The 18,058-nt window shown below is 43.8% G+C and carries 21 protein-coding genes; 11 read left to right on the plus strand and 10 right to left on the minus strand.

Annotated elements, in window-relative coordinates; genetic code table 11:
- Positions 1-49 precede the first annotated feature (49 nt).
- From DH10bf12_RS02695 to phnC, 7 genes are all read left to right on the plus strand, one after another.
- Positions 50-640: a YkoF family thiamine/hydroxymethylpyrimidine-binding protein gene (locus tag DH10bf12_RS02695; RefSeq protein ID WP_471737079.1), complete on the plus strand. Its 591-nt coding sequence runs from the start codon at positions 50-52 to the stop codon at positions 638-640.
- A complete protein-coding gene (locus DH10bf12_RS02700) occupies positions 633-1,205 on the plus strand; it encodes an ECF transporter S component (RefSeq protein WP_471737081.1) in 573 nt (190 codons plus the stop codon). The genes DH10bf12_RS02695 and DH10bf12_RS02700 overlap by 8 nt, the downstream gene beginning before the upstream one ends.
- Positions 1,198-2,577, plus strand: coding sequence for an ABC transporter ATP-binding protein (locus DH10bf12_RS02705; RefSeq protein ID WP_471737082.1), 1,380 nt, complete (start codon positions 1,198-1,200; stop codon positions 2,575-2,577). The genes DH10bf12_RS02700 and DH10bf12_RS02705 overlap by 8 nt, the downstream gene beginning before the upstream one ends.
- Positions 2,549-3,244, plus strand: a complete 696-nt coding sequence (locus DH10bf12_RS02710) for an energy-coupling factor transporter transmembrane component T family protein (RefSeq protein ID WP_471737083.1) — start codon at positions 2,549-2,551, stop codon at positions 3,242-3,244. The genes DH10bf12_RS02705 and DH10bf12_RS02710 overlap by 29 nt, the downstream gene beginning before the upstream one ends.
- 190 nt (positions 3,245-3,434) lie before the next feature.
- The gene (gene phnD, locus DH10bf12_RS02715; RefSeq protein ID WP_471737084.1) at positions 3,435-4,340 is read left to right on the plus strand and encodes a phosphate/phosphite/phosphonate ABC transporter substrate-binding protein; all 906 of its coding nucleotides are present in this window, start codon (positions 3,435-3,437) and stop codon (positions 4,338-4,340) included.
- An 11-nt stretch (positions 4,341-4,351) separates the two neighbouring features.
- Complete coding sequence (phnE, locus tag DH10bf12_RS02720) at positions 4,352-5,104, plus strand: phosphonate ABC transporter, permease protein PhnE (protein WP_471737085.1); 753 nt, start codon at positions 4,352-4,354, stop codon at positions 5,102-5,104.
- Between the two features lie 12 nt (positions 5,105-5,116).
- On the plus strand, positions 5,117-5,857 hold the full coding sequence (gene phnC / locus DH10bf12_RS02725; RefSeq protein ID WP_471737086.1) for a phosphonate ABC transporter ATP-binding protein: 741 nt from the start codon (positions 5,117-5,119) through the stop codon (positions 5,855-5,857).
- Positions 5,858-6,056: 199 nt separating this feature from the next.
- Here phnC and DH10bf12_RS02730 read toward each other — a convergent pair whose 3' ends face one another.
- The 3 genes from DH10bf12_RS02730 to DH10bf12_RS02740 all read right to left on the minus strand — a co-directional run bounded on the left by DH10bf12_RS02730 (position 6,057) and on the right by DH10bf12_RS02740 (position 9,107).
- A complete protein-coding gene (locus tag DH10bf12_RS02730; protein WP_471737087.1) occupies positions 6,057-7,751 on the minus strand; it encodes an FAD-dependent oxidoreductase in 1,695 nt (564 codons plus the stop codon).
- 123 nt (positions 7,752-7,874) lie between these two features.
- Entirely contained in the window at positions 7,875-8,666 is a 792-nt protein-coding gene (locus DH10bf12_RS02735) for a cytochrome c oxidase assembly protein (protein ID WP_471737088.1), read from the minus strand.
- Complete coding sequence (locus DH10bf12_RS02740; protein WP_471737089.1) at positions 8,667-9,107, minus strand: DUF2243 domain-containing protein; 441 nt, start codon at positions 9,105-9,107, stop codon at positions 8,667-8,669.
- Between the two features lie 155 nt (positions 9,108-9,262).
- On the opposite strand from DH10bf12_RS02740, the gene DH10bf12_RS02745 reads away from it, so the two are divergent.
- Positions 9,263-10,129 carry a pirin family protein gene (locus DH10bf12_RS02745; RefSeq protein WP_471737090.1) on the plus strand — a complete coding sequence of 289 codons (867 nt, stop codon included), beginning with the start codon at positions 9,263-9,265 and terminating at the stop codon, positions 10,127-10,129.
- 41 nt (positions 10,130-10,170) lie between these two features.
- On the opposite strand, the gene DH10bf12_RS02750 is transcribed toward DH10bf12_RS02745, so the two are convergent.
- From DH10bf12_RS02750 to DH10bf12_RS02760, 3 genes are all read right to left on the minus strand, one after another.
- Positions 10,171-10,674 carry a hypothetical protein gene (locus tag DH10bf12_RS02750; protein WP_471737091.1) on the minus strand — a complete coding sequence of 168 codons (504 nt, stop codon included), beginning with the start codon at positions 10,672-10,674 and terminating at the stop codon, positions 10,171-10,173.
- 315 nt (positions 10,675-10,989) lie between these two features.
- Complete coding sequence (locus DH10bf12_RS02755) at positions 10,990-11,379, minus strand: hypothetical protein (RefSeq protein ID WP_471737092.1); 390 nt, start codon at positions 11,377-11,379, stop codon at positions 10,990-10,992.
- A 68-nt stretch (positions 11,380-11,447) separates the two neighbouring features.
- A complete protein-coding gene (locus DH10bf12_RS02760; RefSeq protein WP_471737093.1) occupies positions 11,448-11,900 on the minus strand; it encodes a nucleoside deaminase in 453 nt (150 codons plus the stop codon).
- A 166-nt stretch (positions 11,901-12,066) separates the two neighbouring features.
- Between DH10bf12_RS02760 and DH10bf12_RS02765 the strand changes: the two genes are divergently transcribed.
- On the plus strand, positions 12,067-12,627 hold the full coding sequence (locus tag DH10bf12_RS02765; RefSeq protein ID WP_471737094.1) for a DUF2179 domain-containing protein: 561 nt from the start codon (positions 12,067-12,069) through the stop codon (positions 12,625-12,627).
- Positions 12,628-12,667: 40 nt separating this feature from the next.
- Here DH10bf12_RS02765 and DH10bf12_RS02770 read toward each other — a convergent pair whose 3' ends face one another.
- The 4 genes from DH10bf12_RS02770 to DH10bf12_RS02785 all read right to left on the minus strand — a co-directional run bounded on the left by DH10bf12_RS02770 (position 12,668) and on the right by DH10bf12_RS02785 (position 15,933).
- Positions 12,668-13,117: a GNAT family N-acetyltransferase gene (locus DH10bf12_RS02770; RefSeq protein WP_471737095.1), complete on the minus strand. Its 450-nt coding sequence runs from the start codon at positions 13,115-13,117 to the stop codon at positions 12,668-12,670.
- A 161-nt stretch (positions 13,118-13,278) separates the two neighbouring features.
- A complete protein-coding gene (locus tag DH10bf12_RS02775; protein ID WP_471737096.1) occupies positions 13,279-14,190 on the minus strand; it encodes an HD domain-containing phosphohydrolase in 912 nt (303 codons plus the stop codon).
- 70 nt (positions 14,191-14,260) lie between these two features.
- The gene (locus tag DH10bf12_RS02780) at positions 14,261-14,839 is read right to left on the minus strand and encodes a hypothetical protein (protein WP_471737097.1); all 579 of its coding nucleotides are present in this window, start codon (positions 14,837-14,839) and stop codon (positions 14,261-14,263) included.
- A 251-nt stretch (positions 14,840-15,090) separates the two neighbouring features.
- Positions 15,091-15,933: a methyl-accepting chemotaxis protein gene (locus DH10bf12_RS02785; protein WP_471737098.1), complete on the minus strand. Its 843-nt coding sequence runs from the start codon at positions 15,931-15,933 to the stop codon at positions 15,091-15,093.
- Between the two features lie 177 nt (positions 15,934-16,110).
- On the opposite strand from DH10bf12_RS02785, the gene DH10bf12_RS02790 reads away from it, so the two are divergent.
- Both DH10bf12_RS02790 and DH10bf12_RS02795 read left to right on the plus strand, forming a co-directional pair.
- Positions 16,111-16,950, plus strand: coding sequence for an aldo/keto reductase (locus DH10bf12_RS02790; protein ID WP_471737099.1), 840 nt, complete (start codon positions 16,111-16,113; stop codon positions 16,948-16,950).
- Between the two features lie 136 nt (positions 16,951-17,086).
- Positions 17,087-17,980, plus strand: coding sequence for a fructose bisphosphate aldolase (locus DH10bf12_RS02795; protein WP_471737100.1), 894 nt, complete (start codon positions 17,087-17,089; stop codon positions 17,978-17,980).
- The last annotated feature ends 78 nt before the right edge of the window (positions 17,981-18,058 follow it).

Below are 18,058 nucleotides of genomic sequence, written 5' to 3' on the forward strand. Positions count from 1 at the left end.
GCGGATGTGGTCTTTTTTTGTGCAAAAACTGCTCTGGGAGGAATACAAAATGGAATGTGGAACAAGCAAAATTGTCGGATGCCGTTTTTCGCTGCATCCAATGGCGGGAGATTTTATTCCGGTGATTAAAGGCGCGCTCGAGGCGACTGACCTGACTGGCGTCTGGAAGCATACAGATGATGTATCAACCGTGATCCGCGGACAGGAACAGCATGTATTCAATGTGATCAAAGCGATTACGCTCCATGCTGCAAAAACCGGTGAACATGTAGCCATCAATGCTACTTTTTCAGCAGGCTGCCCTGGTGATACTGCTGGTGACTCTTATATGGAGGCAGATCCAAACGTACACAATCACGATGATACGAAGCAATATGTATCTTCACAATTCGCACTCTACCCGATGAATAATCCGGATTATATGAGTGTCATTTACAGGGAAGTTGACCGCGCCAAAGAACGCGGTGTCTTCAATGATTCTATGCATTATGCAAGCGGGATTCATGGTGATATTCATGAGGTATTTGATTTTTATGAAGAGACTTTCGGTCAGGCAAGATCCGATGAGCACCGGCATTTAGTGATGACTGTGTCGATGAGTATCAACAGTCCATCTCATAAGGGTAACCATCATGCTTAAGAGCTGGAAGCTGAAAGAAGTTGTCATGATGTCGCTGTTTGCGGTTGTATTCGGCATTATTTACTTATTGTTTTTACATGTGGGGAACATTTGGGCATCTCTGATTGGTCCGATCGCTTATGAGTGGATCTTCGGGATCTGGTTTATCGTATCCATCATTGTCATGGCGATTATCAGAAAGCCGGGGGCAGCAGTGATTCCTGAGACGATGGCCGCTGCAATTGAAGTCATGCTTGGCAATGCAGTGGGCCCCCGCCTGATTTTAGCGGGCGTCATTCAGGGGCTTGGTGCTGAAGCTGTTTTTGCAGCAACAAGATATCGCCATTTTAACCTGGGTATTTATATGCTGGCCGGCGCCGGGGCTGCAGTATTCAGCTTTGTTTATGGCTACCTGATGGGCGGTTTTGCAGCATTAAGTACAGAATACGTGTTACTGATGTTTGTGATCCGCGTGATGAGTGGTGCGATTATTGCAGGAATTGGCGGTAAATACCTTGTTGATGCACTGCTTGCAACAGGTTCTCTGAGAGGCTACGCCATTACAAAGCGTGATGCGCATGCATAATGTCATCTCTCTGCAGAACGTCTCATTTCGTTTTCCGGATGATGCTGAGCCGGTGTTTGAACAGCTGAATTTCGAGGTGAAAGCCGGCGAACGTGTTGTGATTACTGGTCCAAGCGGGTGCGGAAAGTCTACACTTTTATACCTGCTTAACCGCCTTTATCCTGAAAACTGTGACGGGATCATCTCAGGACAGGTTGACCTGTTTGGAAAAGCAGCATCTGACTATGCACCGGGTGAAATTAACCAGCGGATTGCCACCGTTTTTCAGGATCCTGACAGTCAGTTTTGTATGCAGACAGTTGAAGAGGAACTCGCTTTTACACTTGAAAATGTGGGTGTACCTTCGGATAAAATTAATGACCGGATCGAAAAAGTATTACAGGAAACCGGGCTGGAGTCATTCAGAGATTCAGTCATTCAGACTTTGTCAGGCGGTCAGAAGCAGCGTGTCGCTACTGCGTGTGCCTGGGTATTGGAGCCTGAAATCCTGCTGCTTGATGAGCCGCTCACACATTTAGATCCGGTGACCGCTCAGGAGTTTGTTGCGTGGCTCCGCGGTCTTCATGAATCAAGAGATCTGACAGTGGTTGCAATTGATCATCAGGTTGATTTATGGGATGGATTTTTTGACCGGGAATGGCAGATGACTGCTTCAAAACCCGTTGAACAGGCAATTACAAGGGAGCCAATCCAGACAGCTCAGGTCGCAATGACAGCAAAAAACCTGACTGTAGATCCGATCGTTTCACCAGCCAGTTTTTCGCTAAAAAAAGGAGAGATTGCTGTTCTTGCAGGTCCAAATGGCAGTGGGAAATCCACGCTATTGAAAGCATTATGCGGGCTGAAATCCACTGGCGGACAGGTAGAACCAAAGCGGATCGGTTACGTCCCGCAGTCCCCTGAATTCTTATTCTTAACGAAGTCCGTCAGAGAAGAGCTTTTATTTGGAGGAGGTCAGGGCGCGGATAAAATACTGAAGCATTTGTATCTGGAGGAAGTCAGTGAATCAAACCCTTTCGCTGTCAGCCATGGTCAAAAGAGAAGGACAGCAATTGGCGCCATGCTTTGTGACGGGCGGCCTGTTATCGTGATGGATGAACCGACTGCAGGACAGGACAAAGCTGCTTTACGGGAGCTTGAAAACCTGATTATGGCACGTGCGAATGAGGGTATCACTTTTCTCATTGTGACACACGATATGGATTTTGCAGACCGCGTGGCAGATTTACTGCTGTTATTACATAAAGGCAGTCTGAGCGGACCCTATCGTCCACAAACAGTGTGGCAGAACCGGCAGCTGCTTCAACAGCACCGCTTATGTCCGCCATCCGGAGGTGAGTTGCATGATCAACCGTATGAATCCTTCGGTTAAGTTTATTGCGATCACCGTTTCAATGATCGCCATGGCGTTCTTTTTTAATCCATGGACGCCACTCGTGTTCTTTATTGGGGTTGTATTTAGCCAGCTGCTTTTCGCGAAAATCTCATGGAAAGTATGGAGTCTGATGATGCTTCCTTTCCTGCTTGGCGCAGTCGGCTATTTCTGGACAACACTCGTATTCGGCAATGAAGAGAGTACGCTCGGTACAGCATTGTCACTCAGCTTCCGGGTCCTTGCATTTTCAAGTCTGTCTCTGCTGTTTGTCTTTACAACAAAGCCGGTTGATTTCATTTTAAGCCTGATGCAGCAACTGAAGCTGTCACCGAAAATTGCTTACAGCATTCTCGTTGGCTATCAGTTTCTCCCTGTCTTAAAGGATGAATTTTTTCAGATTCAACAGGCGCAGCAGTTGAGAGGCCTTGAAGCGCCAAAGTCTCCTGTGAAAAGGGTTCTCGCAATGCGGCATGTCCTGATTCCGATGCTCGCAGGTGCTGTCAGAAAAGCGGAGCGTACAGCTTTTGCGATGGAAGCACGCGGGTTTACCGGTGAAGGCAATCGGGATTTTTACCGGAAAATTTCTGTGGGCCGTGTTGATGCAGCGGGTATTGCACTTTTTCTGCTCCTGCTGTGCGGGAGTATGGCTGCAGGGCTGTTATGAAAAACAGCTGGCGTAGGCCGGCTGTTTTTTTAATGAGGCAGGCCTGGGACTATTTACACTTTTCTATGAACAGGATGCGTTTTTCTGCGAACCAGCTGAACCACTCCCCCTACAACTTCTTTACACTTCCCCCAAATAAGCATAGAATTTAACTATTGTTAAAAATCAGATTGAAAAGAGGAAACATGACATGAAAAAAATGATGTTATCAGCTGCTGCACTATCAACTGCGCTAGTGCTTGCTGCATGCGGAAACGCTGAAGAAACCGAGGACACAGACCAACAAAGCTCAGGTGATGAAGCTTTCACAATCGGTGTCATCCCTGCCCAGACCGAGGGTGAAATGGAAGGCGCGATGAATAAGCTTCAGGATGTTCTGACAGAGGCACTTGGACGTGAAACGGAAATTGACGTTTATCCTGACTATAATGGTGTAGTCGAAGCAATGAACTTTGACCAGATTGATATGGCCTACCTTGGGCCATTAACATATGTGATCGCTCAGGAAAGAAGCGATGCAAAAGCGATTATTACACAGCTCGTAAATGGTGAACCGTTTTACCATTCCTATATCATTACACAACAGGATCAGCCGTTTGAATCGATTGATGATCTGCTGAGTGATCCTTCAGAAGTTGATTTTGCTTTTGGTGATCCGAATTCAACATCCGGCTCCCTGATCCCATCAATTGAACTGCAGGATCGCGGTGTATATGAATCTGAAGACAGCTATGAATTCAGTACAGTCCGATTTACCGGCTCTCATGATGCAACGGCACTTGCTGTACAAAATGGACAGGTTGACGCAGGAGCGATTGACAGCGCGATTTATAATCAGCTGATTGAATCCGGTAAAATTGATGACAGTAAGCTTAAAGTCATCTGGACGTCTGATCCGCTCTTCCAGTATCCGTGGGCTGTTACTGCAGGCACTGATGAAGAAACAATCACTACACTTCAGGAGGCATTCTTAGCGATCGAAGACCCTGAAATTCTTGATGCTTTCGGCGCTTCAGGCTTTACAGAGGCAACACCTGAAGATTATGACAGTATTTTAGATGCAGCGGAAAAACAAGGCATTTTAGATGCAGAGTAGGGCTGTCAGCTGTGTGGTTTAAAAGAAAGCATATTTTTCTTGCCGTTATTTTAACTGCCCTCGTTTTATTCAGTATGCGTGTAACTGAGTTCGATCTTGCAAAGTTTCGTGACTTTGGAAATATGATCGAATTTTTAGGTCAGTGGTTTCCAATGGATACTTCTAAGCTGCCGCTGATGCTTGAAGACGCCGGGGAGACACTCGCAATGGCGTTTCTCGGTAGTTTCCTTGCTCTACTGATTGCGCTGCCTGTCAGTTTTATCGCAGCTAAAAATACAGCACCAAAAGGGTTCTTTTATTTCTTAAGAACGAGCCTGAGCTTTATCCGGTCTGTTCCTGAGATTGTCATTGGTCTTATCTTGCTGACAATGCTTGGACTCGGTCCATTTCCCGCAGTGATCGCGATTATGATTCATAACATTGGTGTACTGGGCAAGCTGATTTCAGAGCTGATTGAAGCAGCTGATCCAGGTCCGCAGGAGGCCATGCGTGCGGTAGGTGCCAAGCGCTGGACTGCACACCTTTTCAGCATCCTGCCTCAGATCTGGCCGAATGTATTATCCCATTTTTTCTATCGTTTCGAAGTGGCGATCCGTACATCGCTTGTACTCGGATTCATCGGTGGTGGCGGTATTGGGCAGCGGCTATTCAATGATTTTAAGACGTTTCAATATAGCGCAGTCGCACTTGATGTCCTGATTATCATGATCATGGTTATCGTCATTGATTTTCTCACCAGCTATATCAGAAACCGTGTCATTTAAGGAGGGAACAGGATGATCGAATGTAGAGAGGTGTCAGTAACTTATCCTGGTTCTCAGACAACAGCACTCCAGGCGGTTAATCTGACATTTACTAAAGGTGAATTTATCTGTGTGCTGGGTAAAAGCGGTGCCGGAAAATCAACGTTTATCCGATGTCTGAATGGACTTCAGACGCCAACTGAAGGTGACGTGATTTACAGTGAACAGTCTCTGAAAAAGCTGAATGAAGCTGAACTCAGACAGATCCGGCAGCATACAGGCATGATTTTTCAGCAGTTTAACCTGATTCCGCGTCTATCTGTAATGCAAAACGTATTAACCGGACTGTTTGGCCGCCGCTCTTCATTTAAAAATCTGACAGGCCTTTTTACAAAAGAGGAAAAGTCGGCTACGCTGGCAGCGATTAATAATGTTGGACTGAATGGATTTGAAAATCGCCGCGTAGAGCAGCTTTCGGGTGGTCAGAAACAACGCGTCGGGATAGCAAGAGCCCTCGTCCAGCAGCCGGCCGTGCTGCTCGGCGATGAACCTGTTGCTTCTCTTGACCCCGGGACAGCCAATCAGATCTTTACGCTGCTGCGGGAGATGCATGATGACCTTGGTCTGCTGACAATCATCAACGTACATGACCTTCATCTGGCAAAGAAATACGCTGACCGGGTGATTGCATTGAAGGATGGCAGGGTGATTTTCGATGGATTGCCGGAGATGTTTGGTGAACATGAATATAATGAAACATATGGTGATAAATGAAAACTGCCGGACGCCTGTGTGCGTTCCGGCAGTTTTTCGTCTTCGGTGTGCGATACAAAAGTCCCTGAGTGGTGAAGATGTGCTATTAAGTGACGAAGGTGAGAGCATGAGTGCCGAAGTTCACAGGTTTTGCGTTGAACATCAACCCGGATACGCCGAACACACCCGATTTTCCCCCGAACACCCGCCATCCCACCGATCACTTAAAGTTATATTCCGTTACAATCTTTTCACGCTCAAGATAAGCATCATTATAATATTCAAAGTTAGATACACCAAGGAAAGAACCGGACATGCTGATGATATTGTCAAAGCCCATGCCCTGGAGTGCCATGATTGCGTTATACCCGCGCTGGCTTGTGCGGCAGTGAATATAAACCGGTTGATCAGCCGGTATTTCTGAGGTGCGTTCTCTCAGCTCACTTAAAGGAATATTGACTGCATGCAGCAAGTGCCCTTTTTCAAACTCATTTCGCTCACGGACATCTACGATAAATGCCCCTTCCTCAACAAGTGGTCTGATCTGACTGACAGGCACCTGCTTGAATCGGCCGTACAAGATATTCAATGCCACAAGCGCAGCCATATTCACGACATCTTTTGCTGTGCTGAACATTGGAGAATAACTGAGTTCAAGCTCTTTCAAATCCTCTAATTTCGCCCCCATCGTGATCATTGCAGCGATCACATCGATACGCTTATCTGCGTTTCCTTTTCCGATAGCCTGAGCGCCGAGAATCCGTCCGGTCGGTGTTTCGAATACAAGTTTAAAATGAAGCATATGACTGTCAGGCATAAGGCTTACTTTATCAGGCGCAATGATATAGACAGTGTCATAAGGTATACCGGCGCGCTTGGCATCCTTTTCATTCAGACCGGTTGCAGCTGCATTCTGATTAAATACATGAATGCTTGATGAACCAATGACACCTTTATTCTGGTGTGGAATTCCGTACATATGGTCAGCTGCTGCCCTGGCCTGGCGCTGTGCAGGTCCTGCGAGCGCCAACCTGACCGGCTCCTGAAGCAGGCGGTGATACACTTCAATCGCATCTCCCACTGCATAAATAGAAGGATCACTCGTGACATAATTCTGATTTACTTTCATACCGCCCGTTCCGCCGACTTCAAGACCAGCCTGCTCTGCAAGGGTTGTTTCAGGCTTTACACCGATTGCAAGAATCACCGCATCAGCCTTTAATTCTCTTCCGGACTGAAGCTCAATCACATCATCTTTCACCGCCTTCAGCCCATCTCCAACGACAAGTTCAATACCCTGATCGATCAGCTCCTTATGAAGAATCTGGACCATATCATAATCAAAAGGCGCCATAATCTGCGGTGCGAATTCAACAAGAGAAACATTTTTCCCTGCGAGGCGAAGGTTTTCAGCTACTTCAACCCCGATGAATCCACCTCCAATTACAGCGACATGCTTTACCCGGTCCTTCTGCATATACGCCTGAATCTTCTCTATATCGACTACATTTCTAACCGTAAATACGTGATCAGATTCGATTCCGTCAAGCTTCGGTACGATTGGCTTTGCTCCGGGAGACAGTACAAGGACGTCATAATTCTCTTGATAAGTATCACCTGTGAGGGTGTCTTTTACTTCCACTGTTTTCTCATCACGGTTAATACCTACGACTTCACTGTTCACTCGCGCTTCAAGGTTATGCTTCTTTTTAAATGCTTCAGGATTCATCATCACCAGGCGGTTGCTGTCTTCTACAATACCGCTCAGGTGATAAGGAAGGGAACAGTTTGAAAAAGAAACGTGAGGGCCTCTTTCAAACATGACAACCTCTGCAGATTCGTCAATTCTTTTTACACGTGCAGCAACTGAAGCTCCTCCTGCTACCCCGCCTACGATTACAACTTTTTTACCCATTATGATCCTCCTCTATGGAAACGACACGTTGTAGTAAATTTGTTTTTGTGAATCATTTCACATTTAGATTATAATACACCCGGGGGGTATATATCAAGGCATACTTTTCAACAATTTTAGCCCTCATATAGCATGTGAGGGCCTGGACGAGATCGTATAAACGCTTTGACGGGCACGATACCACTGATAACAAATGAGGATGATCAACACCAGATCGATGACATCGCCACCATAATACATCAGCAGCGCACCACCTTCCCCCGATGTTTGGCTGATGCCCTGCGGCGGATTTGCATAGATCATCTTAGAAAGAATTTTATGCCCTGCAAGAGCAAGAACCAGAACTGCTGCGCGATGGTAAAAGGAGTAACGGCGGGCAGTGAAGTCGATTTCCAATATGACATGTGTGAACAAATACCCTGCGAGAAATACATGCAGGTGAACAAGCATAAAAATAACCAGCGATGTATGCATGTGATGAAAAAGACTGGTCATATAGAGTACATAAAGACCGCCAATATTGAGAACCATACCAGTCACTGGTACGTGCAGACAGCGGATATACCTGCTATTTTTCATAAATGCCGACACCCGTCTTGCTCTAATAACCGGGAGTGATTTTAACATTAGCTTAAACGGCCTGGATAACACGATTAAAAGTGGCGACAGCATCCCCAGCAATAAGTGAACGACCATATGTAAAGTAAAATCTTTATGCGCAGCATCTGCAAGCGGACCTGCAAGACTGATGACAGCTGCTAATACGCCTGCAATGAATAGGCAGAAACGATACACAGGCCAGTTCGATTGCTTTTTGTATGTCAGGAAATAAAGGGTTAGTGCAATCACTCCAGCTGCCACAATGGCGATTTCGAATCCTGTGCCGGGTAAGGAAGCTTCATGTACATGCTCCATTTAACCTCCCTCCCTGTTAAAAGACGTTCTCTTCAACAAGACTGCTCCAATGATTAACAATAAAACCGCAAAGAGATTCCATGCCACATCATATAGAAAAATATCAACCCCATAGCGGATTTGGTGGATCTGTAATAGTTTATGGCTGACAATACCATCAAACAACTGGAAACCGCCTGCGCCAAGACATACGCTTCCAATCCATTTTGTCCAGTGAATATGTATTTTTCTTCTGAGATCTGCAAATAAAAACAGTCCGAACACAGCTGCAAAGAAGCCAAATGATGTCAGTAACCCATCTGTAAAAATACCAAATCCAGTTGTCGCACGGTCATAGAAATGATGCCATTGAAGCAGCTGGTGAAAAATGACTTCGTCAATGATCACCATCAATCCAATCCCGAACAGGATGCCTGACCAAAGATGCTGCTTTCTCTCCATCTTCCTCACCTCTTTTCAACGTTATTTTTCAATTACCCTCTTATATTTTCCTGAAACAGACATTCTCATGATTTACCAGTAAAAACTTCAGCCTAATGAATGATTGGTTTTAACAGGTGAAATATGGTTCAGTAGTACATGAAGGAGTGATTCAAATGACTGAAAAAAATCGCTTTAAAAGAGATGTAAAAGATCATTGGAGAGTTTCTTATAATCAAAATGGATATCCTCACGTACAGCAGGGCTGGATTTTGCCCCCTGAACGGATGAAGGAATTTGATCCATTTATTTTAATGGCAGATGACTGGTTCAAACGCGGAACATTTTCAGACCATCCACACAGAGGATTCCAGACCATTACGTATGTAGTTGATGGCAGACTTGAGCATATAGATAACCACGGGGGACATTCGATTCTAGATGCAGGAGATGTGCAGTATATGAATGCCGGATGGGCTGCTCGCCACGGTGAGGAAGCAGTGGATGATGACCTGATTCATACGTTCCAGCTCTGGCTGAACCTGCCGCAAGAGCTTCGGACAACCACTACTTCTTACCAGAACGTCTATTTTGAAGATGCACCGGTAGCAGAGGTTGATGGCGGCAGTGTACGCGTCTATTCCGGAGAAATTGCCGGGGTAAAAGGGCCGATGGAAAGCCTTGTGCCAATCACGATGACTGAAATCCGCCTGAAAGAAGGTGCTGAATACAAGCACGTGATTCCTGAAAATCACAATGGATTCTTTTATGTGACTGCTGGGGAGATCGAGGCTGGGGAATCATCCGTTCCACTTGCGAAAACGGATGTTGGCATCCTGACGTATAAAGAAGACGGAAGCGATGCAGAGAGTGAATTCACCATTCGCGCGAAGACACGTGCACGCCTGCTTTTTTATTCAGGTGTTCCACTGAAAGAGGATTATGTTGCCCACGGTCCATTTGTGATGAGCAACATGGATGAAATCCGTGATGCAATGCGTGATTTCCAGGCTGGGAAGTTTGGCAAACCTGCGGTGAAATAATGATTGAACCCGGGCACCCTTACATTGGTAAGGGTGCTTTTTTATGATGCACCTCCACCACTCGCGCTTCTGTTGCGTTTCTCAATCGCATTCACGCCCATAATCACGGCAATCAGCTCATCTGCTTCAAACAGCTCCGAGTGATTCGTCAGCTCATAAGCAGCCGTCTGAAAAAAGCCGCTGACCTTGCGGAAGGAGGCCACTTCATCCCTTGACGCATTTAAAACCGTATACTCTTTGGAAAATGCAGATGACTCAATCTCATATTCAAGTCCATCTTTAAAATAGCGGTATTTCTTCGTGAATAAAGACAATGCATTCTTCACAAAACCAAGCTCTTTCTCTCCGCGTTTAATCGTCCATTTGTTTGAGAAAAAGCCAAATCCGGCTTCAATTCCAGTGGTTCTATGGATCCCTTCGATTCTGATTCCTGAGGTGAAGGCGCTCATATGATCCAGCGTGCCGACTTTATCCTGTGACCCATTATAAATATCCGTCATCCCTGCAGAAAAAAACTGATCTGAAAAGTACACTTTATTTTCCATCTTTATCCCTCCTTATGTTTTATACGGAGGGAGATGGAAAATGTTTCATTTAGAATAGCGCCAAGAAAAACAGAAAGCAGGCGTTGAATGAAGTGGAAAGGTGAGCGAATAAACCTGATTGCTGATTGATAAAACAGAAACCTGATAGATAAATCAAGGCAAATAGCTGTTCAAGCTGAATCCTTCAGAATGATGACCCAATTAATCTAAAAAATGAGAGATAAATTCAAAAGCTGATAGATATAATTCATCCCGCCTATCACATTCAACAATTCCAGCACCACCACAAAAAAACCTCCAGCAGCAGCTGAAGGCTCAATCATTATTAAAAAGCACATAGATAAGCGGTCCTGCAAACATAAACGCCAGCAGTACATAAATACCAAGCACACCAAAAATGTCTTCAACATTGCCATTCCAAATGCCGATTGCAAAATACATCACAAAAGCCACCAGCATCCAGATCCAGGCTTTTCGCCAGCCAGCCTTCTGGTCAGGTTTTTGCCATTTAGCGAATAGATAGGTCACCAGTCCGGCAGGTATAGCGGTTAACAGAAATGCGAGGTTCAGATACTGACGATACTCCGCCTCAGGAAGCGTCCAGACATCCTGCGTTCCAAACGGCAGCGTCACCAGAAATTCCATGAGCATCACTGCAGCAAAGATCACGACACCGAAAAAAACGTCCTTTATGACGGCTTTCATCGCCAGCCTCTCCTTTCAAAAAAGGTTCTACTTATCTATACCCCTTTTTAAAAGAAAGTCACTCTATATCATTGTGATTCTTTGTACATTTTCATCGGGTTTTCCATGTCTTCTTCAAGTTCAACTTTTTTCATCTGAAGAGATCGTTTGTCACGCGTCTTCTGGAGATCAGCATAAATCTCAGCTGACTTCTCAAGTCCCGCCTCACCCGCTTCTTCCACTGAAGCACAGTAATAAATATCTGTCATTCCTGCAAAAGCCATTGTGGTAAAACACATTGGACATGGCTCTCCGCTTGCATACATTGTGTAGCCCGACAGATCATGAGACTGAATTTGTTCCTGAAGTCTTCTGATCGCAAGCATCTCAGCATGACCGCTAACATCATAATGAAGATGCAGTTCATTCACACCTTCAGCGACAATTTCATTATCCTTAACGATCACTGCGCCAAAAGGATGACCGCCTTCCCTTACGTTATCAGCTGCTAATTCCACTGCCTTTTTCAAAAATGCATCCATTTCATACGCCTCCTGTTATCTGATTCATGATCAGTATAGAACAATACCACCTTCTTTCAGAATAAAACGCTTCCATTAATGTTCAATGTCATAATTGTGTCACTTGCTCTTATGAAGCAACGCCTGCTACACTTAACAGAACGTTTTTAGAAAGAAGGTGTCACACTTGCTACAAGCTTTGATTATTTTTGTTGCCCAGCTGATTTTTGTTCCCGTATTGACCCTTCGTACAATTATGATGGTAAAAGGAATGAAAGGGAAAGCCTCAGCGCTTGGTACGCTTGAAGGTGTTATTTATGTTATTGCCCTTGGACTCGTGTTTAGTGATCTATCAAACTATTTAAATATGGCAGCCTACGCACTTGGTTTTGGTCTTGGTGTCTACCTTGGACAAATACTTGAGCAGCGGCTTGCAATCGGATTTGTGTCGATAGAAGTCAATATCATGAAGAAGAATGAAGAATTAATTCAGAAGCTGCGAAACGAAGGCTTCAGTGTATCAACCTCTGAAGTGGAAGGTATGAATGAAGCACGCCGTTATAAGCTTGACTGCACAGCAAGACGGGACCGTGAGCGTGAATTTATTAATATCGTCAGCTCGCATGAACCGAATGCATTCATCGTCTCTTATGAACCGCGAAACTTTAAAGGCGGTTATATCACAAAGGCAATGAAGCGCAACAGAAAGCGCGGTCTTCAGAAAAAAGAGGCATTAAAGAATTCATAAAAACCGGCTACGGGGCATGTGTCCCGGCCGGTTTTTTTATCTATAATTCGCGCTCAAACATGACCAGGTCGAGCCCACGTATGCCATGCTCATAGACCGGTGGATCATAGTCTGCAAAGTAGTCTTTCATAATCGAAAACATACGAAAGCCTGCTTTTTGATAAAATGCAAGATTTTCAATACTGGAATTCGCTGTGCCGACATTCATTGTCTTAAAACCATTATCTCTATATAATTTCACTGCAGCTTCAATGGCTGTTTTCCCAACCCCTTTTCCCCGCTGATCTTCCGCTATGGCAATGTTTTTCAGCTCCACTGTATGCTCAGACAGCGTAATCAGAAGCATCACTCCAGCAACTTGTTCTTTAATATGTATAACGTATAAATCTCCATAATCAATATACGAACGGACGGCATCTTCACTATCATCAGCTAAAAGCAGCCAGTCAATATAATGCGTACGCTGTTCATAAGGTATAGCTCTCAGCATCCTCGCGTCCCCCAGATATAAAATAAACCCCCTGATCCTAAGACCAGGGGGTTCCTCAAAATTTGCGGCGCCGGACCACGCTCCACAACGTGATAACATCCGAACGTCTTATGCAAACGAGCTCATCGCAACGTTTACTTTACGTGATCAACGGAAAAGTGTCAATCTATTTTTCCTTCCTCACGCAGGACTTTTTCAAATAAATCCACTACTGTCTCATCATATAAATTGCCTTTATGGGCTTTGATCTCCTCCAGAGCACTCTGCGCAGTCCAGGCTTTACGGTAAATCCTGTCTTCAGTCAGCGCATCAAAGGTATCACTGACTGCAATAATTCTCGCTTCAATCAGGATCTCATCACGTTTCAGACCGTCCGGATATCCGGAACCATCAAGTCGTTCATGATGCTGGTGTATGATTGGAGCCAGATCCTTATAATAAGTCTGTTCAACCATCGCAGCGCCGTCTGCAGGATGTTTTTTCATGATTTCATATTCTTCTTTTGTCAATTTACCCGGTTTATTCAGGATTTCTTCCGGGACGTTTACTTTGCCGATGTCGTGTAGAAATGATGCATGAGTTAACTTAATCAAATGTTCCGCATCTAATTTCATTTTCCTTGCTATACTTACCGAGTATTCAGCAACCCGTTGACTATGTTTTGATGTATAACGGTCTTTTTCTTCTACCTTCTCTGCAACTTCTCTCAAAGCAGCTATCTTCTCACTAACGCCAAAGAAACTCTTCTCGTTAGAAAATATCAGCATATTAACGTCTTCAAGCGTTTTAAAATGAACTGGCTCTTTCAGACCCTGAGAACAAATATAGTCTCCTGGAGAAACTTCTACTTTTTGTCCATCATAGTCTTCACATCTAATTTTTCCAGACAGGATATAATAAAACTCTATAGAACCAGGATTTTTTAAAGGATAAATATAGAACAACTTATCTTTATGAATTGCCTGGCGCATAATCTCCATGCCTGGACCATTAACAAGCAAATCAAGATTTGTATTTTTATTTTCCACACGCTCTAAAGGTTGATTTGATTTGTTAATACTAAACCCCCTCATTACAAAACCTCCTTGCATTAAAACAGAATGAGCATTAGATGCTCATTCTATTTTTAAAAATCAGTATACATCAGCGGCGGCCACCAACAACCTCAATCGGATCAATCCACTCTCTTGTATCACCAAAGCGTACATGCACCCAGCTGCATTTCGCCAGTAACCCAAGTTCAGCTGCTTCCTGAATGCCCTGATTTGTTAATGCAAGTGTCACATCATATACGTGCTTAATGATTGCATCACGTTCAGCTTCATATGCTGCTGTTAATTCAAAGTATGTTTGTACCTGTTTAGAAGATGAATTCAATACCTGATGCGCCTGTTCCAGCTGTGCCTCTTTTTCTGTAAGCACTTCATTTAATGCATGATTCTCCTGCCCGGACGCTTCAAGTGCAACTAGAATTGCTGTCTTTTCCTGCTTTAAAGTTAATATATGTGCAACTTCATCAAGTTGACTGATATCATTGAAATAATCACTTTTTAATGCATCTGTAGCAGCAACACCATGATCAATTTCCGAATAAATTTCATTGTTTTTCTCATCAACTACCTCTAATGCTTCTGAATGCGAAGTATCCCCATTAGCAAAAGCCGGTGTTGCCAAACTTAATAGTAAAACGAGTGAAAATAGTGCTGTCATTAATTTCTTCATTTTTACATCTCCTATCCTATTAGTTAGTTGCAATGCACCTTCTCAAATTCTTTTTCGAAATAACATCTCATCTGATATTACCTCTACTTTATCCCCCCTTTATTATACAATCACTAAGACAATAAGGCTATTATTTTTAAAATATTTCGAACATTTTTGTATGATTATGCAAAAGTTGTGTATATAAAAAAAGAACCCCCCTTTTATGAAATTAGAAGGGGGTAATTATGTGTATAAATATAGTCATTTAGTCACAACTCAGCTGCATATTCCTTAAGTTTCACACTCATTTCTTCTATTTCATTAATAAAAGATGAGATTTCTTCTGTCGCTGAGGCCTGCTCACGGCCAACAGTAACAACATTTTCGACCATTGACTGAATTTCATAAATAGAGGTCTGCATCAGCTTTAATGTTGAACTGATTTTTTCTGTAGACTCGAGCGTATCCTGTGATAATTTGCGAATTTCTTTTGCTACAATATTAAACCCACGCCCATGCTCGCCTGCTCTCGCAGCTTCAATTGATGCATTTAACCCCAGAATGTTTGTCTGACTTGCAATCTTCTTAATAATGTTTATCACTTCATCTGTATTTTCCATTGCCTCAGATGCTTCAGTCGATTGCTGCAGCAGTGACGAGGAGTAAGTCGCAAGGCCCTCTGAACCGCTATGTATAGAAGTGATCCTTTCATTTGCCTGGTTGATTGACTTAAAAATCTGATCAGAAATTTCCTGAAGTGCTTTTTCGTTCTGTTCCTGTATTTGAATTGCTATTGCACCGATTACATGTCCTTTTTCCAAAATCGGCGCTGCAAGACCTGTGAAAGAAATACCAAAAAATGCTTCAGGTACTTCTTGCTTAATGTCTTTTTTGTCCCGGATACATGCTGCAAGTGGTTCGTGAGGATCTATTGCACGACCGGCGCGCGCACCAATATCAATTTTTCTTCCCGGATAATAAGCAAGCCATTTTTCGGTGTCAACCACCCCTATGCCAACGTCAGGCAGCATTGCATGTACGGTCGGAATCACCTGTAAAAATGCTTCTAATTTATTTGTTGCTGTGTTATTTGAATACTCTAGTGATTGCATGAATATAACCCCTTTTATGTTTATACCTACTTTAGGTAATCAAAACTTTAGAACGACAAACTAAAGACCTATTCATTATATACGTAAAAGCGGCATCGTGCACACTGATCGTCACATTCATGTTTAAGCAAAATACTTAAGGGAAAAATCATAGAAAACTTACGAAGGAGCTTACTTATGACACAAATACCTGAATGGACAATGCATGATGGTTATACCATTCCTGTCACAGGCCTTGGTACATATACATTAAAAGGTGAAAAAGGTGTGGAGGCAATGACCGCTGCGATTAAAAACGGCTACCGTCTATTCGATTCAGCAATCCGCTACGATAACGAAGGTACATTAGGTGAAGCAGTGAAACGGTCAGGAATCTCACGGGATGAGTTATTTTTAACCTCAAAGCTGCGGGCACAGTATTATGACTACGACCGTGCACTTGAAATGATTCAGGAATCACTTTATCGTGCGAACTTAAGCTACTGGGACCTGTATCTGCTCCACTGGCCGAATCCAAAGCAGGATCAGTATGTCGAAGCATGGAAAGCACTCATCACCGCTCAGGAAAAAGGATGGATCCGTTCAATTGGTGTATGCAACTTTATGCCGGAGCACCTCGAGCGCCTTGAGAAAGAAACCGGTGTAAAACCAGTCGTTAATCAGATTGAACTGCATCCTTACTTTTCTCAAAAAGAACAGCGTGAATACAACAAGCAGCATGAGATTCTCACTGAGGCATGGAGTCCGCTTGAGAGAGCCGGCAGCGTCCTGAACGATGAGACACTTCAAAACATTGCAAATCAGCATAACAAGTCAGTGGGGCAAGTCGTACTCAGATGGATTTATCAGCTCGATACAATCTCACTGCCAAGATCATCCAATTCTCATAGACAGCGCGAGAACCTTGAATTGTTTGATTTTGAATTATCCGATGAAGAAATTGAAAAAATTAATGGCTTGACGCGGGAAGATGGAAGAATTGCCGATCAGGATCCGCGTGAATATGAAGAATATTAATGGTTCGGATCAGCAGCCCTCACTGCTGATCTTTTCTATAAATAAGTAAATTTTTTCATAAAAAGATGTTAGATGTGCTATTTAATAGGGAAGAGTATAGGTGGTAGAAAAATTACATATCAAAGGAGTGGAGAAAATGAATCAGAAGCAATTTGACAAGGTCAAGAACGGAAATGGTTTTATCGCAGCACTCGATCAGAGCGGTGGCAGTACGCCAAAAGCTTTACTAGCTTACGGTGTAGAGGAAAGTGCATATTCCAATGAAGATGAAATGTTCGATATGGTCCATGAAATGCGCACAAGAATCATCACTTCTCCTGCTTTTTCATCTGAGAAAATACTCGGCGCGATTCTCTTTGAACAGACAATGGATCGGGACATTGAAGGTAAGCACACAGGTGACTACCTATGGGAAGAAAAGGGCGTTGTCCCATTCTTAAAAATCGATAAAGGGCTCGCAGATGAAGAGAACGGTGTTCAGCTTATGAAGCCGATTCATGATCTGGACGAAACCCTTCGCCGGGCAAACGAAAGACACATTTTCGGTACAAAAATGCGTTCAGTTATTAATGAACCAAGTGAAGAAGGAATCGCAAAAGTCATTGACCAGCAATTCGAAGTTGGTAAACAAATTATTGCTGCAGGTCTTGTGCCAATTATTGAGCCTGAAGTCAATATTCATAGCAAAGATAAAGAACAGTGCGAAATGATTATGAAAGATGAGATTTTAAAGCATTTGAACAATCTCTCTGAAGACCAGAATGTCATGCTGAAGCTGTCTATTCCAACGAAAGCAAACTTCTTTAAAGAACTCGTAGACCATCCACGAGTTGTGCGTGTGGTCGCATTGTCAGGCGGCTACTCACGTGATGAGGCAAACGAAAAGCTGCGTGAAAATGACGGCTTAATCGCCAGCTTCTCTCGCGCACTTGCATCTGATCTGCGCCATGGTCAGACACAGGAACAGTTTGATGCCGGCCTTCAGGATGCGATTGATACGATTTATGATGCATCAGTAAACAAGAAATAAATGGGTTATACTGCCTGAAGCGATGATGCTTCAGGCAGTTTTTTGATAATTGCAGGATAGGTCAAATGACACTATTCT

It is taken from the genome of Jeotgalibacillus sp. 10bf12 (genome assembly GCF_055597105.1).

Excerpts from the sequence above, each read along its gene's own strand:
- DH10bf12_RS02695 (WP_471737079.1), top strand. The coding sequence starts at position 50 with ATGGAATGTGGAACAAGCAAAATTGTCGGATGCCGTTTTTCGCTGCAT.
- DH10bf12_RS02700 (WP_471737081.1), top strand. The coding sequence starts at position 633 with ATGCTTAAGAGCTGGAAGCTGAAAGAAGTTGTCATGATGTCGCTGTTT.
- DH10bf12_RS02705 (WP_471737082.1), top strand. The coding sequence starts at position 1,198 with ATGCATAATGTCATCTCTCTGCAGAACGTCTCATTTCGTTTTCCGGAT.
- DH10bf12_RS02710 (WP_471737083.1), top strand. The coding sequence starts at position 2,549 with ATGATCAACCGTATGAATCCTTCGGTTAAGTTTATTGCGATCACCGTT.
- phnD (WP_471737084.1), top strand. The coding sequence starts at position 3,435 with ATGAAAAAAATGATGTTATCAGCTGCTGCACTATCAACTGCGCTAGTG.
- phnC (WP_471737086.1), top strand. The coding sequence starts at position 5,117 with ATGATCGAATGTAGAGAGGTGTCAGTAACTTATCCTGGTTCTCAGACA.
- DH10bf12_RS02730 (WP_471737087.1), bottom strand. The coding sequence starts at position 7,751 with ATGGGTAAAAAAGTTGTAATCGTAGGCGGGGTAGCAGGAGGAGCTTCA.
- DH10bf12_RS02735 (WP_471737088.1), bottom strand. The coding sequence starts at position 8,666 with ATGGAGCATGTACATGAAGCTTCCTTACCCGGCACAGGATTCGAAATC.
- DH10bf12_RS02740 (WP_471737089.1), bottom strand. The coding sequence starts at position 9,107 with ATGGAGAGAAAGCAGCATCTTTGGTCAGGCATCCTGTTCGGGATTGGA.
- DH10bf12_RS02745 (WP_471737090.1), top strand. The coding sequence starts at position 9,263 with ATGACTGAAAAAAATCGCTTTAAAAGAGATGTAAAAGATCATTGGAGA.
- DH10bf12_RS02750 (WP_471737091.1), bottom strand. The coding sequence starts at position 10,674 with ATGGAAAATAAAGTGTACTTTTCAGATCAGTTTTTTTCTGCAGGGATG.
- DH10bf12_RS02755 (WP_471737092.1), bottom strand. The coding sequence starts at position 11,379 with ATGAAAGCCGTCATAAAGGACGTTTTTTTCGGTGTCGTGATCTTTGCT.
- DH10bf12_RS02760 (WP_471737093.1), bottom strand. The coding sequence starts at position 11,900 with ATGGATGCATTTTTGAAAAAGGCAGTGGAATTAGCAGCTGATAACGTA.
- DH10bf12_RS02770 (WP_471737095.1), bottom strand. The coding sequence starts at position 13,117 with ATGCTGAGAGCTATACCTTATGAACAGCGTACGCATTATATTGACTGG.
- DH10bf12_RS02775 (WP_471737096.1), bottom strand. The coding sequence starts at position 14,190 with ATGAGGGGGTTTAGTATTAACAAATCAAATCAACCTTTAGAGCGTGTG.
- DH10bf12_RS02780 (WP_471737097.1), bottom strand. The coding sequence starts at position 14,839 with ATGAAGAAATTAATGACAGCACTATTTTCACTCGTTTTACTATTAAGT.
- DH10bf12_RS02785 (WP_471737098.1), bottom strand. The coding sequence starts at position 15,933 with ATGCAATCACTAGAGTATTCAAATAACACAGCAACAAATAAATTAGAA.
- DH10bf12_RS02790 (WP_471737099.1), top strand. The coding sequence starts at position 16,111 with ATGACACAAATACCTGAATGGACAATGCATGATGGTTATACCATTCCT.
- DH10bf12_RS02795 (WP_471737100.1), top strand. The coding sequence starts at position 17,087 with ATGAATCAGAAGCAATTTGACAAGGTCAAGAACGGAAATGGTTTTATC.